The organism is Bordetella pertussis 18323 (genome assembly GCF_000306945.1).
GTDB classification, from domain to species: Bacteria; Pseudomonadota; Gammaproteobacteria; order Burkholderiales; family Burkholderiaceae_B; genus Bordetella; species Bordetella pertussis.
The window spans coordinates 1,950,227-1,972,988 of record NC_018518.1 but is presented as its reverse complement, the minus strand read 5'-3'; the positions used below and the strand labels follow the sequence as shown (position 1 = coordinate 1,972,988).

The 22,762-nt window shown below is 68.6% G+C and carries 17 protein-coding genes and 1 pseudogene; 13 read left to right on the top strand and 5 right to left on the bottom strand.

Annotation, left to right across the window (positions count from 1 at the left end):
* The first annotated feature begins 54 nt into the window (after positions 1-54).
* Positions 55-555 (top strand): Dps family protein, encoded by a 501-nt coding sequence (locus BN118_RS09310; RefSeq protein ID WP_003811209.1) that lies wholly within the window; start codon positions 55-57, stop codon positions 553-555.
* Positions 556-878: 323 nt separating this feature from the next.
* On the opposite strand, the gene BN118_RS09305 is transcribed toward BN118_RS09310, so the two are convergent.
* The 3 genes from BN118_RS09305 to BN118_RS19485 form a co-directional block, all read right to left on the bottom strand.
* Positions 879-2,864, bottom strand: a complete 1,986-nt coding sequence (locus BN118_RS09305; RefSeq protein ID WP_010930463.1) for a hypothetical protein — start codon at positions 2,862-2,864, stop codon at positions 879-881.
* A gap of 137 nt (positions 2,865-3,001) precedes the next feature.
* Entirely contained in the window at positions 3,002-5,086 is a 2,085-nt protein-coding gene (locus BN118_RS09300) for a glycosyltransferase (RefSeq protein WP_010930464.1), read from the bottom strand.
* 26 nt (positions 5,087-5,112) lie between these two features.
* Positions 5,113-6,429 (bottom strand): glycosyltransferase family A protein, encoded by a 1,317-nt coding sequence (locus BN118_RS19485; protein WP_080019431.1) that lies wholly within the window; start codon positions 6,427-6,429, stop codon positions 5,113-5,115.
* Positions 6,430-6,753: 324 nt separating this feature from the next.
* Between BN118_RS19485 and BN118_RS09290 the strand changes: the two genes are divergently transcribed.
* The 12 genes and pseudogenes from BN118_RS09290 (at position 6,754) to BN118_RS09235 (ending at position 21,040) form a co-directional block, all read left to right on the top strand.
* Positions 6,754-7,524, top strand: coding sequence for an ABC transporter permease (locus BN118_RS09290; RefSeq protein ID WP_010930466.1), 771 nt, complete (start codon positions 6,754-6,756; stop codon positions 7,522-7,524).
* Positions 7,524-8,258, top strand: a complete 735-nt coding sequence (locus tag BN118_RS09285) for an ABC transporter ATP-binding protein (protein ID WP_014905766.1) — start codon at positions 7,524-7,526, stop codon at positions 8,256-8,258. Before BN118_RS09290 ends, BN118_RS09285 begins: the two co-directional genes overlap by 1 nt.
* Before the next feature lie 41 nt (positions 8,259-8,299).
* On the top strand, positions 8,300-9,469 hold the full coding sequence (locus BN118_RS09280; protein ID WP_010930468.1) for a capsule polysaccharide transporter: 1,170 nt from the start codon (positions 8,300-8,302) through the stop codon (positions 9,467-9,469).
* A 31-nt stretch (positions 9,470-9,500) separates the two neighbouring features.
* The gene (locus BN118_RS09275) at positions 9,501-11,585 is read left to right on the top strand and encodes a glycosyltransferase (protein WP_014905765.1); all 2,085 of its coding nucleotides are present in this window, start codon (positions 9,501-9,503) and stop codon (positions 11,583-11,585) included.
* Positions 11,582-12,473, top strand: a pseudogene (locus BN118_RS09270) (capsular biosynthesis protein). Before BN118_RS09275 ends, BN118_RS09270 begins: the two are co-directional and overlap by 4 nt.
* Entirely contained in the window at positions 12,470-13,567 is a 1,098-nt protein-coding gene (locus BN118_RS09265) for a polysaccharide biosynthesis/export family protein (RefSeq protein ID WP_014905764.1), read from the top strand. The pseudogene BN118_RS09270 and the gene BN118_RS09265 overlap by 4 nt, the downstream one beginning before the upstream one ends.
* 22 nt (positions 13,568-13,589) lie before the next feature.
* Positions 13,590-14,879: a Vi polysaccharide biosynthesis UDP-N-acetylglucosamine C-6 dehydrogenase TviB gene (gene tviB / locus BN118_RS09260; RefSeq protein WP_010930471.1), complete on the top strand. Its 1,290-nt coding sequence runs from the start codon at positions 13,590-13,592 to the stop codon at positions 14,877-14,879.
* Between the two features lie 11 nt (positions 14,880-14,890).
* Positions 14,891-15,916 (top strand): SDR family oxidoreductase, encoded by a 1,026-nt coding sequence (locus BN118_RS09255; protein WP_010930472.1) that lies wholly within the window; start codon positions 14,891-14,893, stop codon positions 15,914-15,916.
* Positions 15,913-17,970 (top strand): capsular polysaccharide biosynthesis protein, encoded by a 2,058-nt coding sequence (locus BN118_RS09250; RefSeq protein ID WP_014905763.1) that lies wholly within the window; start codon positions 15,913-15,915, stop codon positions 17,968-17,970. Before BN118_RS09255 ends, BN118_RS09250 begins: the two co-directional genes overlap by 4 nt.
* Positions 17,971-17,983: 13 nt before the next feature.
* Positions 17,984-19,204 carry a capsule biosynthesis protein gene (locus BN118_RS09245; RefSeq protein WP_003811233.1) on the top strand — a complete coding sequence of 407 codons (1,221 nt, stop codon included), beginning with the start codon at positions 17,984-17,986 and terminating at the stop codon, positions 19,202-19,204.
* Positions 19,201-19,491 (top strand): SDR family NAD(P)-dependent oxidoreductase, encoded by a 291-nt coding sequence (locus BN118_RS09240; RefSeq protein ID WP_227915006.1) that lies wholly within the window; start codon positions 19,201-19,203, stop codon positions 19,489-19,491. The genes BN118_RS09245 and BN118_RS09240 overlap by 4 nt, the downstream gene beginning before the upstream one ends.
* Positions 19,484-21,040, top strand: coding sequence for an LTA synthase family protein (locus tag BN118_RS09235; RefSeq protein WP_014905762.1), 1,557 nt, complete (start codon positions 19,484-19,486; stop codon positions 21,038-21,040). Before BN118_RS09240 ends, BN118_RS09235 begins: the two co-directional genes overlap by 8 nt.
* On the opposite strand, the gene BN118_RS09230 is transcribed toward BN118_RS09235, so the two are convergent.
* Complete coding sequence (locus BN118_RS09230) at positions 21,037-21,987, bottom strand: IS481-like element IS481 family transposase (protein WP_005013747.1); 951 nt, start codon at positions 21,985-21,987, stop codon at positions 21,037-21,039. The genes BN118_RS09235 and BN118_RS09230 overlap by 4 nt on opposite strands.
* A 98-nt stretch (positions 21,988-22,085) precedes the next feature.
* Positions 22,086-22,697 carry an RBBP9/YdeN family alpha/beta hydrolase gene (locus tag BN118_RS09225; protein WP_003811244.1) on the bottom strand — a complete coding sequence of 204 codons (612 nt, stop codon included), beginning with the start codon at positions 22,695-22,697 and terminating at the stop codon, positions 22,086-22,088.
* Positions 22,698-22,762 lie beyond the last annotated feature (65 nt).

The following is a 22,762-nucleotide window of genomic DNA, read 5'->3' as shown; positions in this document are numbered from 1 at the left end:
CGTTCCTCGGTGGTATTCTTGACATGTTTCCATCCCCTGGACAAGGAGCACTACATGGCAAAACCGACCAAGAACAGCAGCGCCGCGCCGCGTATCAATATCGGCATTTCCGACAAGGACCGCGCTGCCATCACCGGCGAACTGTCCAAGCTGCTGGCCGACTCGTACACCCTGTACCTGATGACGCACAACTTCCATTGGAACGTGACCGGGCCGCTGTTCAATACGCTGCATAACATGTTCATGGCGCAGTACACCGAAGAATGGAACGCGCTGGACAGCATCGCCGAGCGTATCCGCGCGCTGGGCCATTACGCGCCCGGCACGTATCGGGAGTACGCCAAGCTGTCGTCGATCGCCGAGCCCGATTCCGTGCCCGACGCGCTGGAGATGGTGCGCATGCTGGTCAAGGGCAACGAAGCCGTGGCCAAGACGGCGCGGGCGGCCTTCGACAAGGCCGACGCGGCCAACGACCAGCCCACTGCCGATCTGCTCACGCAGCGGCTGGACGTGCACGAGAAGAACGCCTGGATGCTGCGCAGCCTGCTGCAGTAACGCGCGGCGCGCAGAAGAAAAGCCGGCATCGAGAGATGCCGGCTTTTTTCTTGCCGGGTGCCTGTCCCCGCATGGGGACTGGCACCCGCAAACTTCACGCCTGCCCCCGCATGGGGGACGAACGCGCCGAGCCAGGACTCAGGCGGGCGCACTTTGCAGGAAGCGCTCCAGGATGCTTGGGGCGTCGATCCGCGAAATCGACCCCGGCTACGCCGGCCTGACCTCGCTGCAACGCTCGCTGTCCGAAGCCCACAAGCGCGAATTCCGTTCGCAGCGGGCGCAGGAGGCCACCCCGGCAGACCTCATGGCCAGCGCCCAGCGCATCATCGAGGCCAGCCCGCTGGACCGCGACGCCAACATCGAGCTTGCAGTGCAGAACCTGCGCACCGGCAATTTGAGCGAAAGCCGCCGGCCTGCTCGGCGTCGCGCAGGCGTTCCTCGGTGATGCATGCCCGCACGCTGCGGGCCAGGGCGCGCAGGCATTTGTCGATGTACTCCTGGGCCGTGGCCGTGTCCATGGCGCCGCTGTTGGCCAGGCGGCGGTACACGGAGGCGGCGGTGCGGTGCGCCTCGAGTTGCGACAGCTTGCTGGCGGCCAGGGCCACGGTATCGCGGCCGGCCGGCAGCTCGGCGCCGGCGAGGTGCTCCCAGCACTTGGTGGCGGCCTGCTTGCGGCCGTGCGCGTGCAGCATCTTGGCGGCGCGCTGGATGTAGCGCGGATCGACCTCCGGCAGCGCCGCCAGGTCGGCAAGCAGCGCGATGGCTTCGTCGCTGTTCTGGTACTCGGGCGTGTCCTCGTAGGCCCGCAGCAGGCGGCGGTAGGCCTGGTTGATCAGGTCGGCGTCGTGCGCGGCGCCATGTTCCGAGGGCAGGGTGCGCACGGCGTAGAAGGCGCCCAGCGAGGGCAGCAGGGCGCCGGCGCGTCCGGCGTGCCGGACTTCGCGCGTGGCGCGCTTGAGCACCGTCTGGCGCACGCCGTCGACGCTGCCGGGATCGGCCGCCGGCGTGGTGGTCAGGGCATTGACCATGCTGGCGGCGTCGGCCAGCGGGGTATGGGCGCGCGCGGCGAAGCGCAGGCTGCGGGCCGGATCGCTGGCGGCGCAGCGGCGGAACACCTGTTCGGCCTGCGTGTTCATGCCCAGGCGGGTATAGATGCGGCCCAGCAGCAGGGCGGTCTTGTCGTCGTCCTCTTTCTGCAGCGAGGCTTCGGCCCATTCGCGGGCGCGCTCATGGTCGCGCATGTAGAACGCGGCCTCGGCGGCCTGGCGCAGCACGTACGGGGTGCGGTTGCTGTCGGTGGCCAGGGCCAGAGACCAGGCTTCGAGCATGTCCTCGGTCTGGTCCAGCGCCGTGACGGCGCGCGCGCGCAGCACGTAGGCCGAGCCGCTGCCGGGCTTGAGCTCGATGGCGCGGTTGGCGAAGAGCAGCGCGAGGTCCCATTCGTGCGCCTGGGCCGACTGCTTGGAGCGCTCCATGCACGCGCGGAAGTCCAGGTTGTGCAGGCTGTCGGCGGCATCGTCGGTGATGGCGGGGCCGAGCAGCTTGTCGCTGATTTCCTTGCCCACCAGCTTGGCGAAGGCCGGTGTGTAGTGGGCGGTGTCCAGGCCTTCGTCGGGCATGCCACGTTCCTGGCCGAAGCCGGCCAGCAGCGCGCCCGGGTCGACCGAGACCAGGCCCAGGCGGGCGGCGGCCTGGGCCACGCGGGCCACCATCTTGGCGCGTTCGGCGATCAGTTCGCCGGTGGCGTTCTTGGCATTGCAATGCGTCACCAGCACCAGCTTCGGCCCCAGCAGCTGGGCGATGGCGTGCAGGTCTTCCTCGATCTCGGCGGCGGTCTGGCTGCGCACGACGGTGTGCGTCAGGGCATGCTGGATATGGGTGGCCAGGCGGGCGAACGAGGGCGTGGCCTGCAGCAGCTGCAGGCGCTGGCCGCGCTGATCGGCGCCAGGGTGGTCGAAGAAGATCTTGCGCAGGTCCGGGCAGACGCTGAGCGCTTCCTTGAAGCGCACCAGCTGCAGGTACAGGCCGTCGAGCTCGAGCACCTTCACGGAGCTGATCTCGACCACGTAATGGGCGTCCTGGGGGGGCGGGGTGCTGTTGCCGTTGCGAAACGGCTGGTCAGAAATGAAGGGCCACAGGCTTTCGGGCAAGCGCAGCTCGCCGCGCATGAAGCGGATGGCCTGGATGGTTTCCTTGGTGTTGTGGGTGAATCCGTACAACAGCCGGTTATCCAGTACGAAACTACGCTGCGCCTGGAGCTTGGTCACGGGGCCGGCCACGCGGCACGAACCTATTGTTGAAATAATCACGGGTCAATACTCCTTCTTAACAGCAGGGAAAAAGAGGCCCCGCGCCGTGCCCGCCGCGCGGGCGCCGTCGTGCTGGACGGGCTTTTGCCTTGGGCCGGTCCGGCGCGACGCATGGCGGGGCTCGGGGCTGGCATGGCTTACGACACCTTCAGGTGCAGCAATTGCGGTTCGGCGCGCCGGCCGAGTATGTGCGGCTGCGGCGTGGCGGCCTGCAGCAGCAGGGCGCCGATGGCCTCGTCGTAGTCGTGCCAGGGCAGATCGCGCTGCACGCTTTCGCGCGCGCGCTTGCCCAGCTCGCCGGCCTCGCCCAGCACCTGCTGCAGGTGCGCGGCGGTTTCGGCGGCGGGCGCGTTCAGGTCGATCGGCACGCCGTTGCGGCCAGCCTCCACATGGGCGGCGTAGGCGGGCGCCGGGCCGACGGCGGGACACACGCCCAGCGCCATGCATTCGAGCAGGGCCGCGGCCGACGGCACCAGGCTGACTTCGGCGCGGTTGTCGACGTAGGGGAACAGGGCGATCTCGACGCGCCGCAGCAATTGCTCGCGCGAGATGGCGTCGCTGGCCGGCGGAGCGAATACCACCTGGCCTTCCTGCAGGCCGATCGCCACGGCATGGTGGCGCATCGCGGCGGCAGCCTTGCCGTTGGACATGACCAGCAAGACGGCATCGGGCTGCACGAACGAGATTTCCGCATACAGATCGATCAGCGCGCGCGCCGTCGCCACGGCCGGCTCGTCCTCGGTCACGGCGAACACCCGCTTGCCCTCCAGGCGGCGCAGCGTGGCGGCCAGGTCCGGGGGAGCTTCCTTGCGGTGATTCATCGGCGGCAGGGGCAGCGGCGGCACCAGCGCGACCGGGCGCGAGCCGTCCAGCAGGTTCTCCAGCGCGCCTTGCAGCGCCGGGGAGCCCAAGGCCAGCAGATCCGCCTGGCGCGCCGCCAGGGTCAACAGATTGAGGTCGACGCGCGCGCGCTCGGACAGCAGATGGTTGGCCGCCGTCTTCTGGAAGAAGTCCAGGCTTTGCAGCACCAGTCCATAGGGCACGCGCAGGGTCTGGGCCGCCGCGCTGGCCCCCAGCGCGCAATAGGCGTCGTCCCAGGCCAGCACCGCGCGCGGCTGCTGGCGCACCGTGGCGGCCAGCACCGTTTCGGCCATGGCCGCGCACACGTCCTGGAACGACGGCGTCTGGCGCGATATGGCCGGCGCATGGCGGTACGCGACGCCATCGACGACCAGCCCGGTGCGCGCATGCAGCGCGGCGTCGGCCTGCTGGCCGGGCGCGGCGTCGGCGGATTCGGCGTGCTGAGCGGCCAGGCTGATGACCATGGTGTCGCCGTAGCGGGCCTGCATGCTCAGCGCGAAGCGGTGCAGCGCGTTGCTGGCGGCGTTGCGGCCTTGCAGGATGGAGACGGGCGAGAGGATGACGATGGGGCCCTGCGCGTCGAAATCGAAGGTGTAGTCGCCGCGCGCGGCGGGTTCGATGGATTGGGCCAGGATGCCTTGCGCATGTTCGATGCGCTCGGCGCGCAGGCGCTCGGCCGTGCTGAAGGTGGCCCCGGCGGTGCGGGCGGCGCGCAGCAGCTGGGCCGACGCGTCGACGATGCCGGCGTCATAGAGGCTGAATGCGAGCTGGCGCACGTGCGGCGCGGCGGGGTCGAGCCCCAGCAGTTGCTGGACGATTTGCTCGGCGATCTGCGGATAGCTGGTGCGGGCCCATTTGGCCACTTCGCAGAAGACCTTGGCGCGTACTTCGGCCGGCCACGGCTGGCGTCCGATCCACAGGATGACCTCGGGGCTGCGCACCCGCTTGACGTACTCCAGCGCCTCCTTGATGGCGCTGGCGGTTTCGGCGGGCAGTGCGGCCGAGGCGTGCTTGCGCACCACGGGCGCGTGGCGGCTCTGGCGGCGATGGTCTTCGGACAGCTTGATCAGGCGGTAGGGCAGCAGCACGTAATCCTTCAGCGTGCGCGCGCGCGTGACCGCCTCGCCGAACTGCCAGGTCAGCGTGCGGCGCTGCTTGGCGAGCTGCTGGTTGGTTTCGCGCAGCAGCGCCTTGACGCCGGCGAGGTCTTTCTCGGCCTGCACGCGCGCGGCGCGCTCCTGTTCCAGGCGGGAGTAGGCCAGCTCGTTCTCCTGGGTCAGCTGGCGCAGGCGGTCCGGCGCGGCCGCCCGGCGAGCGGCCGGGGCGGGCATGTGGCGTACGGTATTGTTGTCGTGTTCCATGGGCGCAAAGAAAGTGGTGCGTGGCGTCAGGGCGTGCGTAGCGGCGCCAGGCTGGCGTGGCGCCGCATCCAGGTCTCGCGGTAGGCGATCCGCCGCTGTCTGCCCTGGTCGGAGCCCAGGCCGGTCGCGCCGTGCTGGGTCAGCGACTGCGGCCGGTGCAAGGCCACGGTCTGGACCGCGCGGCTGCGGGCGATGCTGTGGAAACCCAAAAGAACCTGCATGCGATGCTCGTACTCCTCATCGGCGCCGAAGCGCATTTCCTCGAACTGCCCGATGACGGCCAGCGCGTCGCGCCGGATCATCAGCGAGCAGGGGTTGTGCCGGACGAAGGGAAACACGCGCGGGGCGGCCAGTTGTCCGTCGGCCGTCAGGCGCAGCAGGCGGCTGACGGCGGCGCAGGCGCCGCTTGCCTGCAGCAGGGCCGCCTGATCCTGCAGGCGGGTGGCCAGCATTATGTCGTCGGCATCGAGAAAGGTAATGAATTCGCCTTTTGCCCGCTGCAGGGCCATATTGCGAGCCGCATATACGCCGTGGTTTTTCGTCCTGGCGATATTTATACGCGAATTTTGAGCGGCGGCGGCGCTCAGATGTTGAAATGTGTTATCGGTCGAGCCGTCATCTATCGCAATGATTTCAATATTAGGATAGGTTTGCGCCTGTATGGATTGCAGCGCATTGTTGATATAAGGCGCGGCGTCGCGGGCGCAGATTATGACGCTTATCAGCGGGGCGCCGGCGGCGACGGGCCGGGGGGAAATCGGCGCCAGGCCAATGAAATCGGCGGGCCGCAGCGGCGTGTCGCCGGGCAGCACGTAAATGCGCGAATCTGTCAGTAGCTGCGATAAATTATTTCTGGCCGCAGAGAAATCCCCCAGGCAGGTGTGCGCTGCAGCAAGAATTTCATGCAAATTCTTTGATTTACTAATATTGCTCGCAGATTTCCTTGCCTTGTGTAAGGCCAGGTCAGCGCGGCCGGCAGCCAGGTCCAGGGCGAGATCGAGTTCCCAGTCGGTTGGCGCCAGCCATTGGCGCGCGCTTTCGGGGTCGTGACGCGCCAGCGTCAGGGCGTATTGGCGCCGCGCATGGTCGGAGACGCGGGCGCGCAGCCGCGCGGGATCGGGGCGGCGGGCCGCGTGGCTGCATTCCAGCGCGGCCCGCGCCCGGCACAGTCCCTGTTCGGCGCCGCGCGCCGGGACGGCCGCGGCGCTCTGGAACAGACCCAGCCGGTTGAGCAGGGCGGGATTATCGGCGGCGCGCGCCAGCAACTGCGCCAGCGGCAGGCGGCTGGTAAGCGCTTGTACTCTTTTCTGATAAATATTAATAAGCAGTGCGGTGCGCAGCATGGCGGCCTTGCAAGTGTGCCGCCCGGCCGTCGACGGATGCGCGGCATTGGTTTGCCGGGAACATCCCGGTTGTGATGCACCTGGATTATAGGCCGCCAATACACCATTTTTGTGAAGCGATTGATCGCCGCATGGATGGTGTTGATTTGATATATGTTGAAATCAACGGCCGGTGCCCCGAAATTATCATTCTCCCGTTCCGACTGCCGTCCGACATTTTGGGCGGTTTTGTTTTTGTTTATATGGAAGTGGCGCGCCGATAATCCATCGGGTTATTAAGCGCGCCGCAAGGGAGCGAAGGATGCAGGCATCGGGAGCCCAGGTTTGAGCTCGGCGCTGACGGTACAGGCGCGGGTGATCGGGTCTTTGATATTTCGCGAAACACGGGTGCGCTTCGGCGGCACGCGCCTGGGTTATCTGTGGGCGCTGATCGAGCCGATCCTGCACGTGGCGGTGCTGTCCACCATCTACGTGGTGTGGGGCCGGCAGGCGCCGGTCGGCAACCTGCAGATGTTCTTCATCACCGGCATCATGCCGTTCTTCCTGTTCAGCCACACGTCGTCGCGGCTGGCACGGTCGATTTCGTCGAATGCGTCGCTGCTGCGGCTGCCGCCGATCACCAACATGGACATCGTGTTCGCCAAGGCCTTGCTGCAGGCGCTGACCTGGGTGGCGGTGTTCGCCATCCTGCTGTTCCTGGTGATGCTGGGCGGCAAGCTGATCCTGCCGCAGCGCCTGGAAGAGTGCGCCGCCGCCGCGCTGTTCACATTCCTGCTGGGTTTCGGCATGGGCCTGATCAACGCGGTGCTGAACATGCTGTTCAAGTCGTGGGAGCACCTTTATTCGGCGCTGACCCGCCCGCTGTACCTGCTGTCGGGCGTCTTCTACCTGGTGGATGCGTTGCCGGAGCAGGCGCGCCGCGTGCTGGTCTGGAATCCGCTGGTGCATGCCATCGAGTGGTTCCGCGCCGGGTATTTCACCCATTTCAGCTCGCTGACGCTGGACCGCGGCTATCTGATCAAGTGGGCCGTGGGCAGCGTCGTGCTGGGGCTGTGCCTGGAGCGCGCCATGCGCCGCCGGCTGCACACCCGTTGATGGAGACGGCCATGGACCAGGACACCATCATTTCGCTGCGCAATGTCTGCAAGGGCTATCGCTCCAAGAAAGGCATCAGGCGCATTCTCGATGACGTGTCGTTCGATTTCCGCGGCGGCGAGAACCTGGCCATCCTGGGCGGCAACGGCTCGGGAAAATCGGTGCTGCTGCGCATGATCTGCGGCATGGAGCTGCCCGACTCGGGCACGGTGCAGCGGGCGGTCAGCATTTCGTATCCGCTGGGGTTCGCCGGCGGCATCAGTTCGAACATGACCGGCCGCGACAACGTGCGCTTCATCGCGCGCATCTACGGCTGCGATGTCCCGGACGTGGAGCGCTTCGTCTACGACTTCTCTGAACTGGGGCGGTCGTTCGACCTGCCTGTGGTCACCTACGCCAACAGCATGCGCGCGCGGCTGTCCTACGGCATATCGATGGCGCTGCGCTGCGATGTGTACGTGGTCGACGAGATGGCCGCGGTCGGCGACGTGAACTTCAAGCGCAAATGTCTCGAGGTGTTCGCCGAGCGCTCGCGCGGCGCCACCATCATCATGGCGGCCAACGCGCCCACCACGGTGCGGCGCTTCTGCAGCCACGGCGTGATCATGCAGCACGGCGCCATGGCGCACTACGGCCCCTTGGACGAAACCATCGCGCGCTACACGCAGAGCGCGCCCGCGCCGGCGGCCGAGGCCGAGCCGGCCGTCGACACGGTCGACGCTGAGCAATCCTGAGCCCGATTCGATCGGCAATTCACCTGAATCCAGAAGCGACTATGACTAGTACGGAGAAAACCTATACAGGGCCGCGCCTGCCCGGCATGACGCCGGGCAAGCCCGCCAATTACCTGCGCTGGTCCGCCATCGCGCTGATCGGCATTTCCGGCGTGCTGCTGGCCTTGTACCTGTTCTTCATTGCGTCCGACCAGTATGTCTCGGAGGCGCGCTTCGGGCTGCGCGCGGGCTCGCAGATGCAGCAGGCCAGCGCCAACCGCGACGGGCATTCGTCGATGGGCAGCGGCGCGATGGCGACCGAGCTGTTCGTCGATTCGTTCGCCGTGGTCGATTATGTGAAATCGCGCCAGATCGTACAGGAGCTGGACAAGGAACTGAACCTGCGCGAGATGTGGTCCAAGCCGATGATCGATTTCTGGTACGGCATGAACCAGGACGAGACCGAGGAAGGCCTGTGGCGGCAATGGAATCGCATGGTGGACATCGAATTCGACATGTCCACCGGCGCGATCATCCTGCGGGTGCGGGCCTTCTCGCCGGAGGAATCGCTGCAACTGGCCCAGGCGATCCTGCAGGCCAGCGAGAAGCTGGTCAACCAGATGTCGGCCAAGTCGCGCGAGGACAGCGTGGACTTCGCCCGCGTCGAGGTCGGCATCGCCGAAAAGCGCCTGGCGCAGGCACGGGTGCAGGTCCAGGACCTGCGGGCCCGCACGGGCGTGCTGGACCCCGTCAAGGAGGCGGAGGCCAATCTGCAGCTGGCGGCCAAGGTGCGCGGCGACGTGGCCACCGCGGCCGCGGAACTGGACGCGATGGGGCGTGGCGGGCTGCGCAGCGGCCCGGCCTACGAGCGCGTCAAGGCGCGCCACGAAGCGCTGATGCGCCAGCTCAAGGACCTCAATGACCATCAGATCAGCGGTGGGCGCAGCGAGAACGGCAACACGCTGTCCAAGCTGCTGCGCGAGTACGAGTCGGCCGAGACCGAGCGGCAATTCGCCGAGGCGTACTACACCGGCGCCCTGAAAACCCTCGAGGACGCCCGCGGCCTGGCGGCGCGCCAGGTGCTGTACACGGTGATCGCCTCGCAGCCGCAGCTGGCCGACGAGTCGCTGTACCCGCGCCGCTTCACCGATACCGCGCTGGGCCTGCTGGGTCTTTTCATTCTGTGGATCGTGGCGGTGCTGGTGGTTTACGCCGTCAAGGACCACGCCTGAGCCATCGTTCAACCGTCAACGAGATCACGCCATGTTTTCGTTTCTGTCCCGCATCCGCAAGCCGCGCCGCGCCGATACCGCGGCCGGCCCGACCGGCGGCCCGGCGTCCGGGCCGACGATTCTCGACCTGCTCGAGGCCGCGCTGGCCGAGCCGGGCGAGTCGGAAGAAGCCGGCCGCGAGCTGTTGCAGCAGGCGCGCCAGGTGCTGGAGCGCCATGCGGCGGTCCACAAGCCGGCGGCCGCCTTGCCCGAACTGCTGGATTACGTCCGGCGTTATCCGCATACCGAGCTGTTCCAGGTGCTGGTGGCGCGGGCGCTGGAGGCGGCCCACCGCAGCGATGAAGGCCTGGCGGTATGGCGCGGCATCCATCAGCGCTTTCCCGACTCTTCCGAGGCTTTCATCCTCATGCTGCGCGGCGTCAAGCGCCAGCAGGGCATCGAAGCCGGGCGCGCCGAGATCGAACTGTACTTCTCCGGCGGCAGCAGCAGCGCACGGGAGATCCTGCTGGAAGCCAAGAGCTGGGACGAAATCGGGCAGAGCGAGCAGGCCGACGCCTGCTTCGAGCGGCTGTCCCGGCAACACCCCGAGTTCGAGAACGGCTATGTCGGCTGGGCGCAGTCGCTGACGCGCCGCGGCGCGCTGTGGCGCGCCCGCGATGTGCTGCAGGCGGGGCTGGACGCCATCGGCGACGGCGCGCGCAAGCTGACGCGGCGGCTGGTGGACCTGAATGCCGACCTGGCCGCGTTGCGGCGCCTGGGCGTGGAGGGCGATGGGCGCGATGTGCCGGTCAGCATCCTGGTGCTGGAGAAAATGCTGCAGGAGATCGGCCGGCGCCGCAATGCGGAATACGATGCCGGGCCGGAATCGTTCGTCGGTCCGGTGCTGATGATCAATGGCTCGCTGGGCGCCGGCGGCGCCGAGCGTCAATTCGTCAACACCGCCGTGGCCATGCAAAGCGCCATCCAGCAGGGGCAATCGATTGCCGGCTACGGCGTGCTGGGTCCGGTGCAGGTCGTGTGCCGCTCGCTGCGCAGCCGCGAAGGCGCCGATTTCTTCGCCGCCACGCTGCGCGACGCCGGCATCCCGGTTTCCGTCTATTCGGACATGCAGGCATGGGGCGGCTGCGAGTTCTCGTCGCTGCTGGCGCCGTACCGCGAGTACCTGCGCTTCCTGCCCAAGCAGATCATCGAGGGAACGACCAAGCTGACCGACGTGATGCGGTCGTCGGTGCCCAGCGTGGTGCATATCTGGCAGGACGGTTCGATCTTCGCCTGCGCGCTGGCGGCGCTGCTGGCCGGCGTGCCGCGCATCGTGCTGTCGGTGCGCACCATGCCGCCGGTGGACCGGCCGGACCGCTATCGCGTCGAGTACGACATCATTTATTCGGAACTGCTGAAGATGCGCGGCGTGGCGCTGAGTTCCAATTCGCAATTCGCCGCGCATCGCTATGCCGACTGGCTGGGCGTGGACGAGCGGCGCATTCCGGTGGTCTACAACGGGCTGGCGCCGCTGAAGTCGGTGCAGGACGACGCCTGCACCGCCATGATGGCGCAGTTCGACGCCCGCACTTCGGACGCGCGCTTTACCGTCGGCACGGTCATGCGGGTCGACGACAACAAGCGCCCGTTCCTGTGGGTGGAGACGGCGCAGCGCTTTGCCGCCAGCCACCCGCATGTCCGCTTCATCATGGTGGGCGGCGGGCCGCTGCTGGAGTCGGTGCGGGAGTTCGCGCAGCGGCTGGGCATGGGCGAGCGCATCCTGTTTACCGGCCTGTCCAGGCGGGTGGGCTACTGGCTGACACAGTTCAACGCGTTCCTGCTGCTGTCGCGCTTCGAAGGGCTGCCCAATGTGCTGATCGAGGCGCAGTTCTCGGGCGTGCCGGTGGTGACGACGCTGGCCGGCGGCGCCGGCGAGGCGGTGCAGGAAGGCGTGACGGGGCTTACCCTGCCGGCCGACACGGTGACCGCGCCGGACGTGGCCGAGGCGCTGGCGCGCATCCACGACATGTGCGCGGCCGACCCGGGGATCGCGCGCAAGGCGGCCGACTGGGCCTCGGCGCGTTTTTCGCTCAACCAGATGATTGCATCGACGGTCCGGTGCTACCAGATGCCATGACCATGCCACCCAAACTCTTCGTGCTGGGCAGTTGCCGTGTGCACCGGCCGGCGCGCCTGCTGCACGACGGCGGCCTGGTGCAGCCGCTGACGGCCGGGATAAGCGGCTACATCCACAGTACGCGCGAGGCGGTGCAGCGCGTGCAATGGCTGGCCGACCGGACGCGTCCCGACTCCCAGCTGCTGCCGTTCATGTTTCCGGCCGGCCGCACGCCCGTGGTGACGCCGGCGCGCGCCGACGAACTGGCGCAGGCCGACGCGGTGCTGGTCGAGGCGGCTTCGGAGCGCAGCGTGAGCGTCAATGGCGTGTTCCTGCAGAAGAACCTGGTGGGTCAAGCACCTGGTGCGCGAGCTGGGCGACGAAGGCCGCAACTGGTGGCGCTCGCTGGTGCGCGCCGGCGAAGTGGCGCCCGAAGCCTACGAGGCCGTGGCCGGCCTGTACCGAGACCAGGCCGAGGAGACGGTGCTGGCGGGCGGCTTGCGCGTGCTGCGCGAGGCGCGCTGCGCCGAGGACAGCGAGGCCGTGGTGCGCGCCGACCTGATGTACCTGGCGCTGCGCCTGGGCAAGCCCGTGCTGGTGGTGACCCACGTCGACGCCGAGCGCGCCGACGGGCGCCGCATCGCCGCGCGGGTCCGCCACGTGGCGCGCATCAAGGCCGCCGCGCGCGGACTGCACCAGGTGCACGTGATCGACCCGCTGGATGCCGCGCCCGATTGGCCTTCAGCGCGCCTGCTGGCCAGCGACGGCGCCGACATGAACCATTATTCGCCGGAGTTCGAGCCGGTGCTGGCCGGGTACATGCATACGCGCATCCGGGCCGCGCTGGCCGCTTCGAGCGGCGCGCTGGCGCCTTCCCAGTTTCTACCGGAGTACCAAGACGGACCATGAACCATAGACTCATACGTTGCCTGAGCATCGCGCTGCTGGCCCTGCTGTCGGGCTGCAGCATTCTCTTCGGGTCGGGCCCGACGCGATCGGCCATCATGGACGGCGGGTCGACCGACGCGACCGGCGCCAAGCTCGGCTCCTACGACCTGGTGGACCTGCGCGCCGACACCATTGCGCCCTATGTGCTGGTCAAGGCGGTGTCCAAGGATGGCGCCACCTCGGACGGCTACGTGGGCAATATGCGCGTGATGCCGGGCGATGTGCTGCGCATCCTGGTAGCCGACAGCATGGAGACCGGACTGTTCGCGCCGCTGGCCGCCGGCGGCACGGTGTTCGAAGCCGTGCGGGTCGCGGCCGACGGCAGCATCTCGCTGCCCTATGCGGGCCGCCTGAAAGTGCAGGGCAAGTCGCTGGCGCAGATCGAGCAGCTCGTCAAGGGCAGCCTGCGCAATACCGCGGCGGTGCAGCCGCAGGTCATGGTGGATCTGGCCGACGACCGCTCCAATTCGGTGCTGGTGGCCGGGGCGGTGCCGCGCCCGGGACGCTTCGGCGGCAACAAGGGCCCGCTGACGGCGCTGGATGCGATCACGCAGGCGGGCGGCTCGACCCTGCCGGCTTACCAGGCCGACGTAGTGATCCGGACTGGCAGCAAGGTGCAGCGCATTCCTTACCAGCAATTGCTCAACGGCCGCAACGTGGCGGTGGAGCCGCGCTCCGAACTGGTGGTCGAACCGAACCTGAAGCGTTTCGTGGCGATGGGGGCCCTTACCAAGCCGGGCCTGCACGAACTGCCGTCGAACCAGACCAATCTGCTCGACGCCCTGGGCGTGGCCGGAGGCCTGAACGACCGCGCGGCCGACGCCACCGGGGTATTCGTTTTTCGCCTGGACGGCCGCAACGCCGATGGCCGCCCGCGGCCCATGGTGTTCAGGCTGAATATGCGCAATCCGGAGTCCATGTTCCTGGCCAAGCAATTCGAGCTGCTGCCGGAGGACGTGGTGTATGTCAGTAATGCGCCCATGTACGAATGGGAAAAGATCATTACGCCTATCGTGCAGGTCCTGATCGTGGGCCAACGCGTGGGTACTTACTAATTTTCACTGGAAGGTAGCACCAATGCCGAAGAAGTTTTCCAATCCTGCAGATGTTCATCTCGCCGTTGTCGGCCTCGGATACGTGGGGCTGCCGCTGGCCGTGGAGTTCGGCAAGAAACGCCCGGTGATCGGCTTCGATATCAACGAGCGCCGCATCGCCGCGCTCAAGGCCGGCCACGATCACACCCTGGAAGTCGAGGACGACGAACTGGCCCGGGCCGCGCAGCTCAGCTACACCGCCGAGCGCGAGGAACTGGGCAAGGCCAATGTGTTCATCGTCACCGTGCCCACGCCGATCGACGAGTACAAGCAGCCCGACCTCACGCCGCTGGTCAAGGCCAGCGAGACCATCGGCGCGGTGCTCAAGCGCGGCGACATCGTGATCTACGAATCGACCGTGTACCCGGGCGCCACCGAGGAAGACTGCGTGCCGGTGCTCGAGCGCGTGTCGGGCCTGAAGTTCAACCAGGACTTCTACGCCGGCTACAGCCCCGAGCGCATCAACCCGGGCGACAAGGCGCACCGCGTCAACACCATCAAGAAGGTGACCTCGGGCTCGACGCCGGAAGTCGCCGAGCTGGTCGACCAGCTGTACAACGAGATCATCACGGCCGGCACCCACAAGGCCTCGAGCATCCGCGTGGCCGAGGCCGCCAAGGTGATCGAGAACACGCAGCGCGACGTCAACATCGCGCTGATCAACGAGCTGGCGCTGATCTTCAACAAGATGGGCATCGACACCGAGGCCGTGCTGCAGGCCGCCGGCACCAAGTGGAACTTCCTGCCGTTCCGTCCGGGCCTGGTGGGCGGGCACTGCATCGGCGTGGATCCGTACTACCTGACGCACAAGGCGCAGGCCATCGGCTACCACCCTGAGATCATCCTGGCGGGCCGCCGCCTGAACGACTCGATGGGCGGCTACGTGGTCTCGCAGCTGGTCAAGGCCATGGCCAAGCGCCGCATCCACGTCGAGGGCGCGCGCGTGCTGCTGATGGGCCTGACGTTCAAGGAAAACTGCCCCGACCTGCGCAACACGCGCGTGGTGGACATCGTGCGCGAGCTGGGCGAGTACCACGTCGACGTGGACGTGTACGACCCGTGGGTGGACCCGGCCGAGGCCGAGCACGAGTACGGCATCACGCCGGTCGCCAAGCCGGCCGCCGGGGCGTACGACGCGATCATCCTGGCGGTGTCGCACCACCAGTTCGTCGAGATGGGCGCCGAGGCGATCCGCAAGTTCGGCAAGGCCGAGCACATCCTGTACGACCTGAAGTACGTGCTGGCCCCCGAGCAGGCCGACCTGAGGCTGTAAGAAGGAACTCCATGACGAATCGCTTTGAGACCACGTGCGCGCAGTTGCGGGCCCAACCCCAGAAATGGCTGGTGACCGGCTGCGCCGGCTTCATCGGCTCGAACCTGCTCGAGACGTTGCTCGGGCTGGACCAGGCGGTGGTGGGGCTGGACAACTTCGCCACGGGACACCAGCACAACCTGGACGAGGTGCGCGCGGCGGTGACGCCCGAGCAATGGGCGCGCTTCACCTTCATCGAAGGCGACATCCGCGACCTGGCGGCCTGCCAGCGCGCCGTGCAGGGCGTGGACCGGGTGCTGCACCAGGCCGCGCTGGGTTCGGTGCCGCGTTCGCTGAAAGACCCGATCACGACCAACGAGGTCAACATCGGCGGTTTCCTGAACATGCTGGTGGCCGCGCGCGATGCGCAGGTCCAGGCGTTCGTCTATGCGGCCTCGAGCTCGACCTACGGCGACCATCCCGACCTGCCCAAGGTGGAGGAGCGCATCGGCAATCCGCTCTCGCCGTACGCGGTGACCAAGTACGTCAACGAGCTGTACGCCGACGTGTTCGCGCGCTCGTACGGGTTTTCCAGCGTGGGGCTGCGCTACTTCAACGTGTTCGGCAAGCGCCAGGACCCGGACGGCGCGTACGCGGCGGTGATTCCGAAGTGGACGGCGGCGATGATCAAGGGCGAGGACGTCGTGATCAACGGCGACGGCCAGACCAGCCGCGACTTCTGCTTCGTGGAGAACGCGGTGCAGGCCAACCTGCTGGCGGCGATGGCCGCACCGGAAGGCGCGAACCAGGTCTACAACGTGGCGTACAACGCGCGCACGACGCTGACCGAGCTGTTCGAGCACCTGCGGCGCACGCTGGCCGGGCAGGGCGTGTCGTACGAGAAGGCGCCGGTGTACGCGGAATTCCGCGCCGGCGACGTGCGCCACTCGCAGGCCGACATCGGCAAGGCCGGCAAGCTGCTGGGCTACGAGCCGGCCTACGACATCCTGCGCGGGCTGGAAGCCGCCATGCCCTGGTACACGCAATTCCTGCGATGATCGAGCTTCATTCGTCAGGCATCGCGCGTATTCCGTACCTGACGGAGCTGCTGGGCGCGCCGGTCACCCGCTACCGGCGCTTCTGGCCGCCGGGCGGCGCGGCGCCGCGCGCGGTGGCGGGATGGGGCGCGCGCCCCAGCGCCGCGCCGGCGCGGCGCCGCGCCCGTTCGCTGGGCGTGCCCTACATTGCGCTGGAAGACGGTTTCCTGCGCTCGTTCGGCACCGGGCGCCATTTTCCGCCTCTGTCGCTGGTGGTCGATCGCCTGGGCATCTACTACGACGCGACGCGCGAATCCGAGCTGGAGTGCCTGCTGGCGTCGTCGCGCACGCTGCTCGACGGCATCGAGGACGCCGTGCCCGAAGCCATGGAGCTGGTGCGCGAACGCCGCCTGTCGAAGTACAACCAGGGCTGCTTCCTGGCCACCGGCGTGCCGGCCGACGGCCGGCGCCGGGTGCTGGTGGTGGACCAGACCGAAGGCGACATGAGCGTGACCCTGGGTTGCGCCGAGGCGGCCACCTTCGAGGCCATGCTGGCGGCGGCGCGGGCGGAGAGCCCTGGCGCGCTGATCTGCGTCAAGACGCATCCCGAGGTGGCGGCCGGCGACAAGTCGGGCTATCTGTCGCGGGTTACCGACGACGCCGATACGGTGGCGCTGCGCCACGACATGAATCCCCTGGCCTTGCTGGAACAGATGGACCGGGTCTATGTGGTCAGTTCGCAGATGGGGTTCGAAGCCCTGATGCTGGACAAGCCCGTGACCTGCTTCGGCATGCCCTGGTATGCCGGCTGGGGCGTGACCGACGATCGCCAGCGCTGCGAGCGGCGCGGCCGCGCGCGCAGCGTCGAGGAGCTGTTCGCCGGCGCGTATTTCCACTACACCCGCTACCTGGATCCGGTGCTGCATCGCCGCGGCACGATCTTCGACGTGATCGACTGGCTGACGCGCCAGCGCGACATGGCGCAACGCCTGCCGTCGCGCGTGATCGGCGTGGGCATGCGCCGCTGGAAGGCGGCCGCGCTGGCGCCCATGCTGGCGTTAAAGCCCGGCCAGGCGGTGTTCGCCGCCGACGCCGCCCGCGCGCGGGACCTGCGGCAGGCCGCGGGCGACGCCCTGGTGCATTGGGGCGCCCGGGCGCCCGCCGGCGTGGCCGAGCTGGCCGAACAGAGCGGTTGCGCGGTGCTGGCCGTGGAGGATGGCTTCCTGCGGTCGGTCGGCCTGGGGTCGGACCTGATCCGGCCGCTGAGCCTGGCGCTGGACGGGCGGGGCATCTACTTCGATCCCCGCCAGCCCAGCGATCTGGAGCATGAATTGAACCGGGGCGGGTTCAGCCCGGGAGAGCTGGCCAGCGCGGCGCGCATCCGCGCGTTGGTGGTCGCCCACGGCATCACCAAGTACAACGTGGCGCAGCCCCAGCCGGCCGACTGGCCGGCGCGCGGGCGCGAGATCGTGCTGGTGCCCGGCCAGGTCGAGGACGATGCGTCGGTGCGGCTGGGCTGCGACGAAGTCCGCACCAACCTGGACCTGCTGGCGGCCGCGCGCGCCGCGCATCCCGACGCCTACATCGTCTACAAGCCGCATCCGGACGTGGTCAGTCGCAACCGCCGCGGCCGCGTGGCGCTGCGCGAGGCGCGCCGCCATGCCGATCATGTCGAGTCCGCGCTGTCGGTGGTCAGCTGCATCCAGGCGTGCGACGTGGTGCACACCATGACCTCGCTGACGGGCTTCGACGCCTTGCTGCGCGGCAAGCGCGTGGTGACGTACGGCAAGCCGTTCTATGCCGGCTGGGGCCTGACCGAGGACCGCGCCGCCGATTGGCCGCGCGACCGGCGCACCCGCCGGCTGAGCCTGGACGAGCTGGTCGCCGGCACGCTGCTGCGCTATCCGCTGTACTGGGATTGGGAACTGCGCGGATACACCACGTGCGAGGCGGTGCTGACGCATATTTTCGAGACGCGCGAACGCCTGCAGCGCGAAGGCCGCCTGCAAGGGCTGCGCGCCGGCTATGCGCGCCGCCAGGTGCGCAAGCTGCAGACATTGTGGCTGGCCCGATGAGCCGGAGCATGGCATGAGCGCCTCGTTCCTGTTCCTGCAGGGCGTCTGCTCGCCGTTCTTCGATCGCCTGGGGCGGGCGCTGCGCGAACGCGGCCATGCGGTGCGCCGCGTCAACTACACGGTGGGCGACGCGGCGTACTGGCGCGGCGGCCAGGCGTACGCTTATCGCGGCGCGGCGCAGGCCTGCGGCGATTTCTACGCCGAATTGCTGGAGCGCCACGCCGTCAGCGACATCGTGCTGTTCGGCGACCGCCGGCCGGTGCATCGGCCGGCGGTCGCGCTGGCCCGCGCGAGCGGCGTGCGCGTGCATGTGTTCGAAGAGGGTTATTTCCGGCCGCACTGGGTGACGCTGGAGCGCGGCGGCGTGAACGCGCATTCGTCGCTGCCGCGCGATCCGGCGTGGTATCGCGCCAGCGCCGCGCGCGTGCCGCAGGCCAGCCCGCGCGCGTTCAGGTCGCCGTTCTGGCTGCGCGCCTGGCACGACGTGGCCTACCACGCATGCAACGCCTGGAACCCGCTGCTGTTTCCGCGCTATCGCACGCACGCGCCGCATGGCGCGGCGCGCGAGTACGCCGCCTATGTGCGGCGGGCCCTGCGCTTGCGCGCCCGGCGCGCCGAGGACGCCCGCGCCATGGCCGACCTGGCGGCGCGGCGCGCGCGCTTCTTCCTGCTGCCGCTGCAGCTGGACAGCGACGCGCAGATCCGCGACCACTCTCCCTACGGCGATATGCGCGAGGTCCAGGATGCGGTGATGGCCTCGTTCGCGCGCCACGCGCCGCCGGACTGCCTGCTGGTGGTCAAGAACCACCCGCTCGATCCGGGCTTCGTCGACCAGCGCCGGGTTACCGCGGAAACCGCCCGGCGCCACGGCCTGCAGCGGCGCGTGCGCTACCTGGAGACCGGGCATCTGCCCGGCTTGCTGGCGCACGCCGCCGGCGTGGTGACGGTCAACAGCACCGTGGGCAGCGCGGCGCTGGCGGCCGGCTGCGCTACGCTGGCGCTGAGCCAGCCCATCTACGCCATGCCGGGACTTACCTGCCAGCACACGCTGGACGATTTCTGGCGCGACCCCACGCCGCCACAGGCGGCCCTGTTCGCCGCGTTCCAGGCCGTGGTGATCCATGCCACCCAGGTCAACGGCGGCTTTTATTGCGCGCCGGGCATCGACCTGGCGGTGGCCAATGCGGTGGGACGCCTGACGGCGCCGCGCTCGGCCCTGGAGGAATTGCTATGAGATCGAACTGGCCGGCATGCGTGCTGCTGACCGGCGCCAGCGGCGAGATTGGCCGGGCGCTGGCGCTGGAGTACGCCGCGCCCGGCGTGCGGCTGATCCTGCAAGGCCGGCGCCTGGGGCGGCTCGACGAGCTGGTCGGGCTGTGCCGCGAGCGCGGCGCCACCCTCAGCGTGGCGGCTTTCGACATCCGCGCCACCGAGCGCCTGCTGGCGTGGCTGGAGGAGGTGAACGCTACGCACCCGGCGGTCTCCAGCCGCCTGCTGCGCTGGCTGGGCTACGGTGGCTGAGACGTTCTGGCTGGCATTGGCGCCCGCCTGGGCCGGCGGACTGGTGCTGTCGTGGGCGCTGGAGGCATTGCTGCGTCCGCCGGTGCAGCCGCCATGGCGGCGGCCGGCCTGGATGCTGCTGCTGCATGCCGGCGTCTGGACCCTGCTGTTCGCGCTCGAGCTGGCCCTGTTTCGCCGGCCGCACTTCGGCGCGATCAACGTATTGGCCATCGAGGCGGTGCTGGTGCTGGTCAGCGCCGCCAAGGCGCGCGTGCTGCGCGAGCCGTTCGTCTACAGCGATTTCGAATACTTCACCGATGCGCTGCGCCATCCGCGCCTGTACCTGCCGTTCCTGGGGTGGCCGGCGGCGCTGCTGCTGGCGTGCGGGTACGGCCTGGCGTTGTGGGCCGGACTGGCGCTGGAGTCCTCGGCTACCGGGGCGCGCACGGCGGCCTGGGCCGCCCATGCTGCGCCGGCCCCGTTCTGGGGCGCCACGCTGGCGCTGGCGGCTGCCGGCGCGGCGCTGGCTGTGCTGGCCGGCCACCGCGACGCCGGGCTGACCTACGAGGCGGATCAGGACTTGCGGCGCCTGGGTCTGGTGGCCACCCTGTGGCTGTATGGAAGGGCCGAGCGCCAGCCTTGGACGCCCGCCATGCGATCCGGTCCGTTCGGCGCGGCGCCCGCGGCGGCAGGCGCCGGCCCGCTGCCGCACCTGGTCAGCGTGCAGAGCGAGTCATTCTTCGACGCGCGGCGCGTGTTCGGGACGCTCAAGCCCGAGGTGCTGGCCGGCCTGGATGCGCTGCGCGCCGAGGCCCTGGAGCACGGCCAGCTCGAGGTGGCGGCCTGGGGCGCCAATACGGTGCGCACCGAATTCGCCTTCCTGACCGGGCTGGCCGCGTCGGCGCTGGGCGTGCACCGCTACAACCCGTACCGGCGCCTGCGCCAGCCGCAGCCCAGCCTGGCCAGCCATCTGCGCCAGCGCGGCTACCGCACGGTGTGCGTGCATCCCTTCCACGCCAGCTTCTACGGCCGTGACCGGGTCATGCCCTGGCTGGGCTTCGACGAGTTCGTGCACCTGGACGCCTTCGCCGACGCGCCGCGCGCCGGGCCCTATGTGGCCGACGCGGCGCTGGCGCGCTACGTGGCCGAGCGGCTGGCCGGGCAGGGCAGCCAGCCGTTGTACGTGCATGTCATCACCATGGAGAACTATGGTCCGCTGCATTGGGAAAGCGTCGACGCGGCCGACGCCGCGGCGGTGCTGGACGGGCCGCTTGCGCCTGGCTGCGCCGACCTGGTGGCGTATGCGCGGCATCTGCGCAATGCCGACGCCATGTTCACCGGACTGGCGGCGGCCATGCGCGGCCTGTCGCGCCCGGCAGGCCTGTGCGTGTATGGCGACCATGTGCCCATCATGGCCGAGGTGTACCGGCGCCTGGGCGAGCCGGACGGCCGTACCGATTACCTGATCTGGCAGGCCGGCGGCCAGGGCGGCGCCGCACCCGGCCTGCGTCGCGTCGACGAGCTGGCGCAGGTGTTCCTGCGGCACATGGGGTTGGCCCCGCCCGGCTAGGTGTGAACTGTCAATAGGTTGTATTCGTCCAGGTTGAGTCTGGAGATGGGTACAGCGCGCCCGATGCCTTGGTGGGGTCGATGCCAGTTGTAGTGGTGTAGCCAGGATTTCATGGCATCGGCTCGGTGTTGGGAGTTCTGGTAGGTGTGAGCGTAAGCCCACTCACGCAAGGCCGACTGGATGAAGCGTTCGGCCTTGCCATTGGTCTGTGGGCGGTAAGGTCGGGTAAAGCGGTGCTTGATGCCCAGCTCATGGCACAGCGCGGCGAAGGCGCGGCTGCGAAAGGCCGAGCCATTGTCGGTGAGCAAGCGCTGGATGGTCACGCCCAGGCGCTGGTAGTAGGCCACTGCGTCCTTGAGGAACTGGACGGCGCTGGGGAAGCGCTCGTCGGGGTGGATGTCGGTGAAGGCCACGCGGGCGTGGTCATCGATGGCCACGAAGACGAAGTCCCAGCCGGCCCCCTCAACGGTATCGCGTCGGTTGCCCGTGACCCGGTGGCCAGGGCGCTGGATACGTCCCAGCTTCTTGATGTCGATGTGCAGCAGATCGCCGGGGGCCTGATGCTCGTAGCGCACCACCGGCTCGGCCGGCTCCAGGTCGGCCAGGTGCGACAGACCGGCGCGGGCCAGGACGCGGCTGACGGTGCTGGCTGACACGCCCAGCGCCTGGGCGATGCGCGCTTGGGTCAGCCGCTTGCGGCGCAGCTCCACGATAGCCAGCGCCTTGGCCGGCGCAATCGCTCGGGGCGAGACCGTCGGGCGCGAGGACGCATCGGCCAAGCCCGCCTGGCCCTGAGCCAGGAAGCGGCCCAGCCATTTGCGCACAGTCGGCGCGGTGACCCCATAGGCGCGGGCCGCTTCAGGCACACAAACTTGATGGGCGATCAATTGCTGGACCATTTCGAGTCGACGTAGGAAGGTCAATCGGGCATGCTTATGGGTGTTCATCCGGCCGGGCTCCTTGAGTGAACTGGGGGGGTGGCGATTTCCAGTTTCTCAAATCCGGTTCGGATGAACCATGCATACAACCTATTGAATCTTCACAGCTAGCCGTAGCGCGGCGGCGCCATGATGCCGGCGGGCACTGGCGGGATTTTCTCGGCTGGCGGGCTGATGCGCCAGCAGGCGCGCCGGCGCAGCGCGGCCAGTTGTTTCAAGCCCTGCGGCCATGCGCCCAATTGGCTGTCGGCGTTGATATGGCCGGCGCCCTGCAGCACCACCAGCCGACTGCCCCAGTCCTGGGCGAACTGGCGCGCGCGCTCCAGCCGGCAGTAGGGATCGTCGTCGCTGGCGATCACCACGCTTTGGTAAGGCAGCGATTGCCGCGGCACCGGGCCGAAGGCGGCGATGGCGGCGGGCGCGCCGGGCCGCTCGACATCGGCCGGCGCCACCAGCAGGGCGCCCGCCACCTTGGCGCGCAGCGCGATCGGCAGCGCCGCGCTGACCAAGCAGCCCAGGCTATGGGCGACCAGCAGCACCGGCGTGGGCGCGGCGTCGACGGCGGCGGCCAGGGCCGCGACCCATTCGGCGCGCTGCGGCTGGTGCCAGTCGCGTTGCTGCAGCCGCACGGCATGCGGCAGCGTGCGGCTCCAGTGCGTCTGCCAGTGTCCGGGGCCGGAACCTTGCCATCCGGGGACGATGATGGGTTGGAGTCTCATGGGCGTGATGATGCCGTCGCCGCTTATGAACGCAAACGAAGAAATGCTCCATTGCATATACGCGC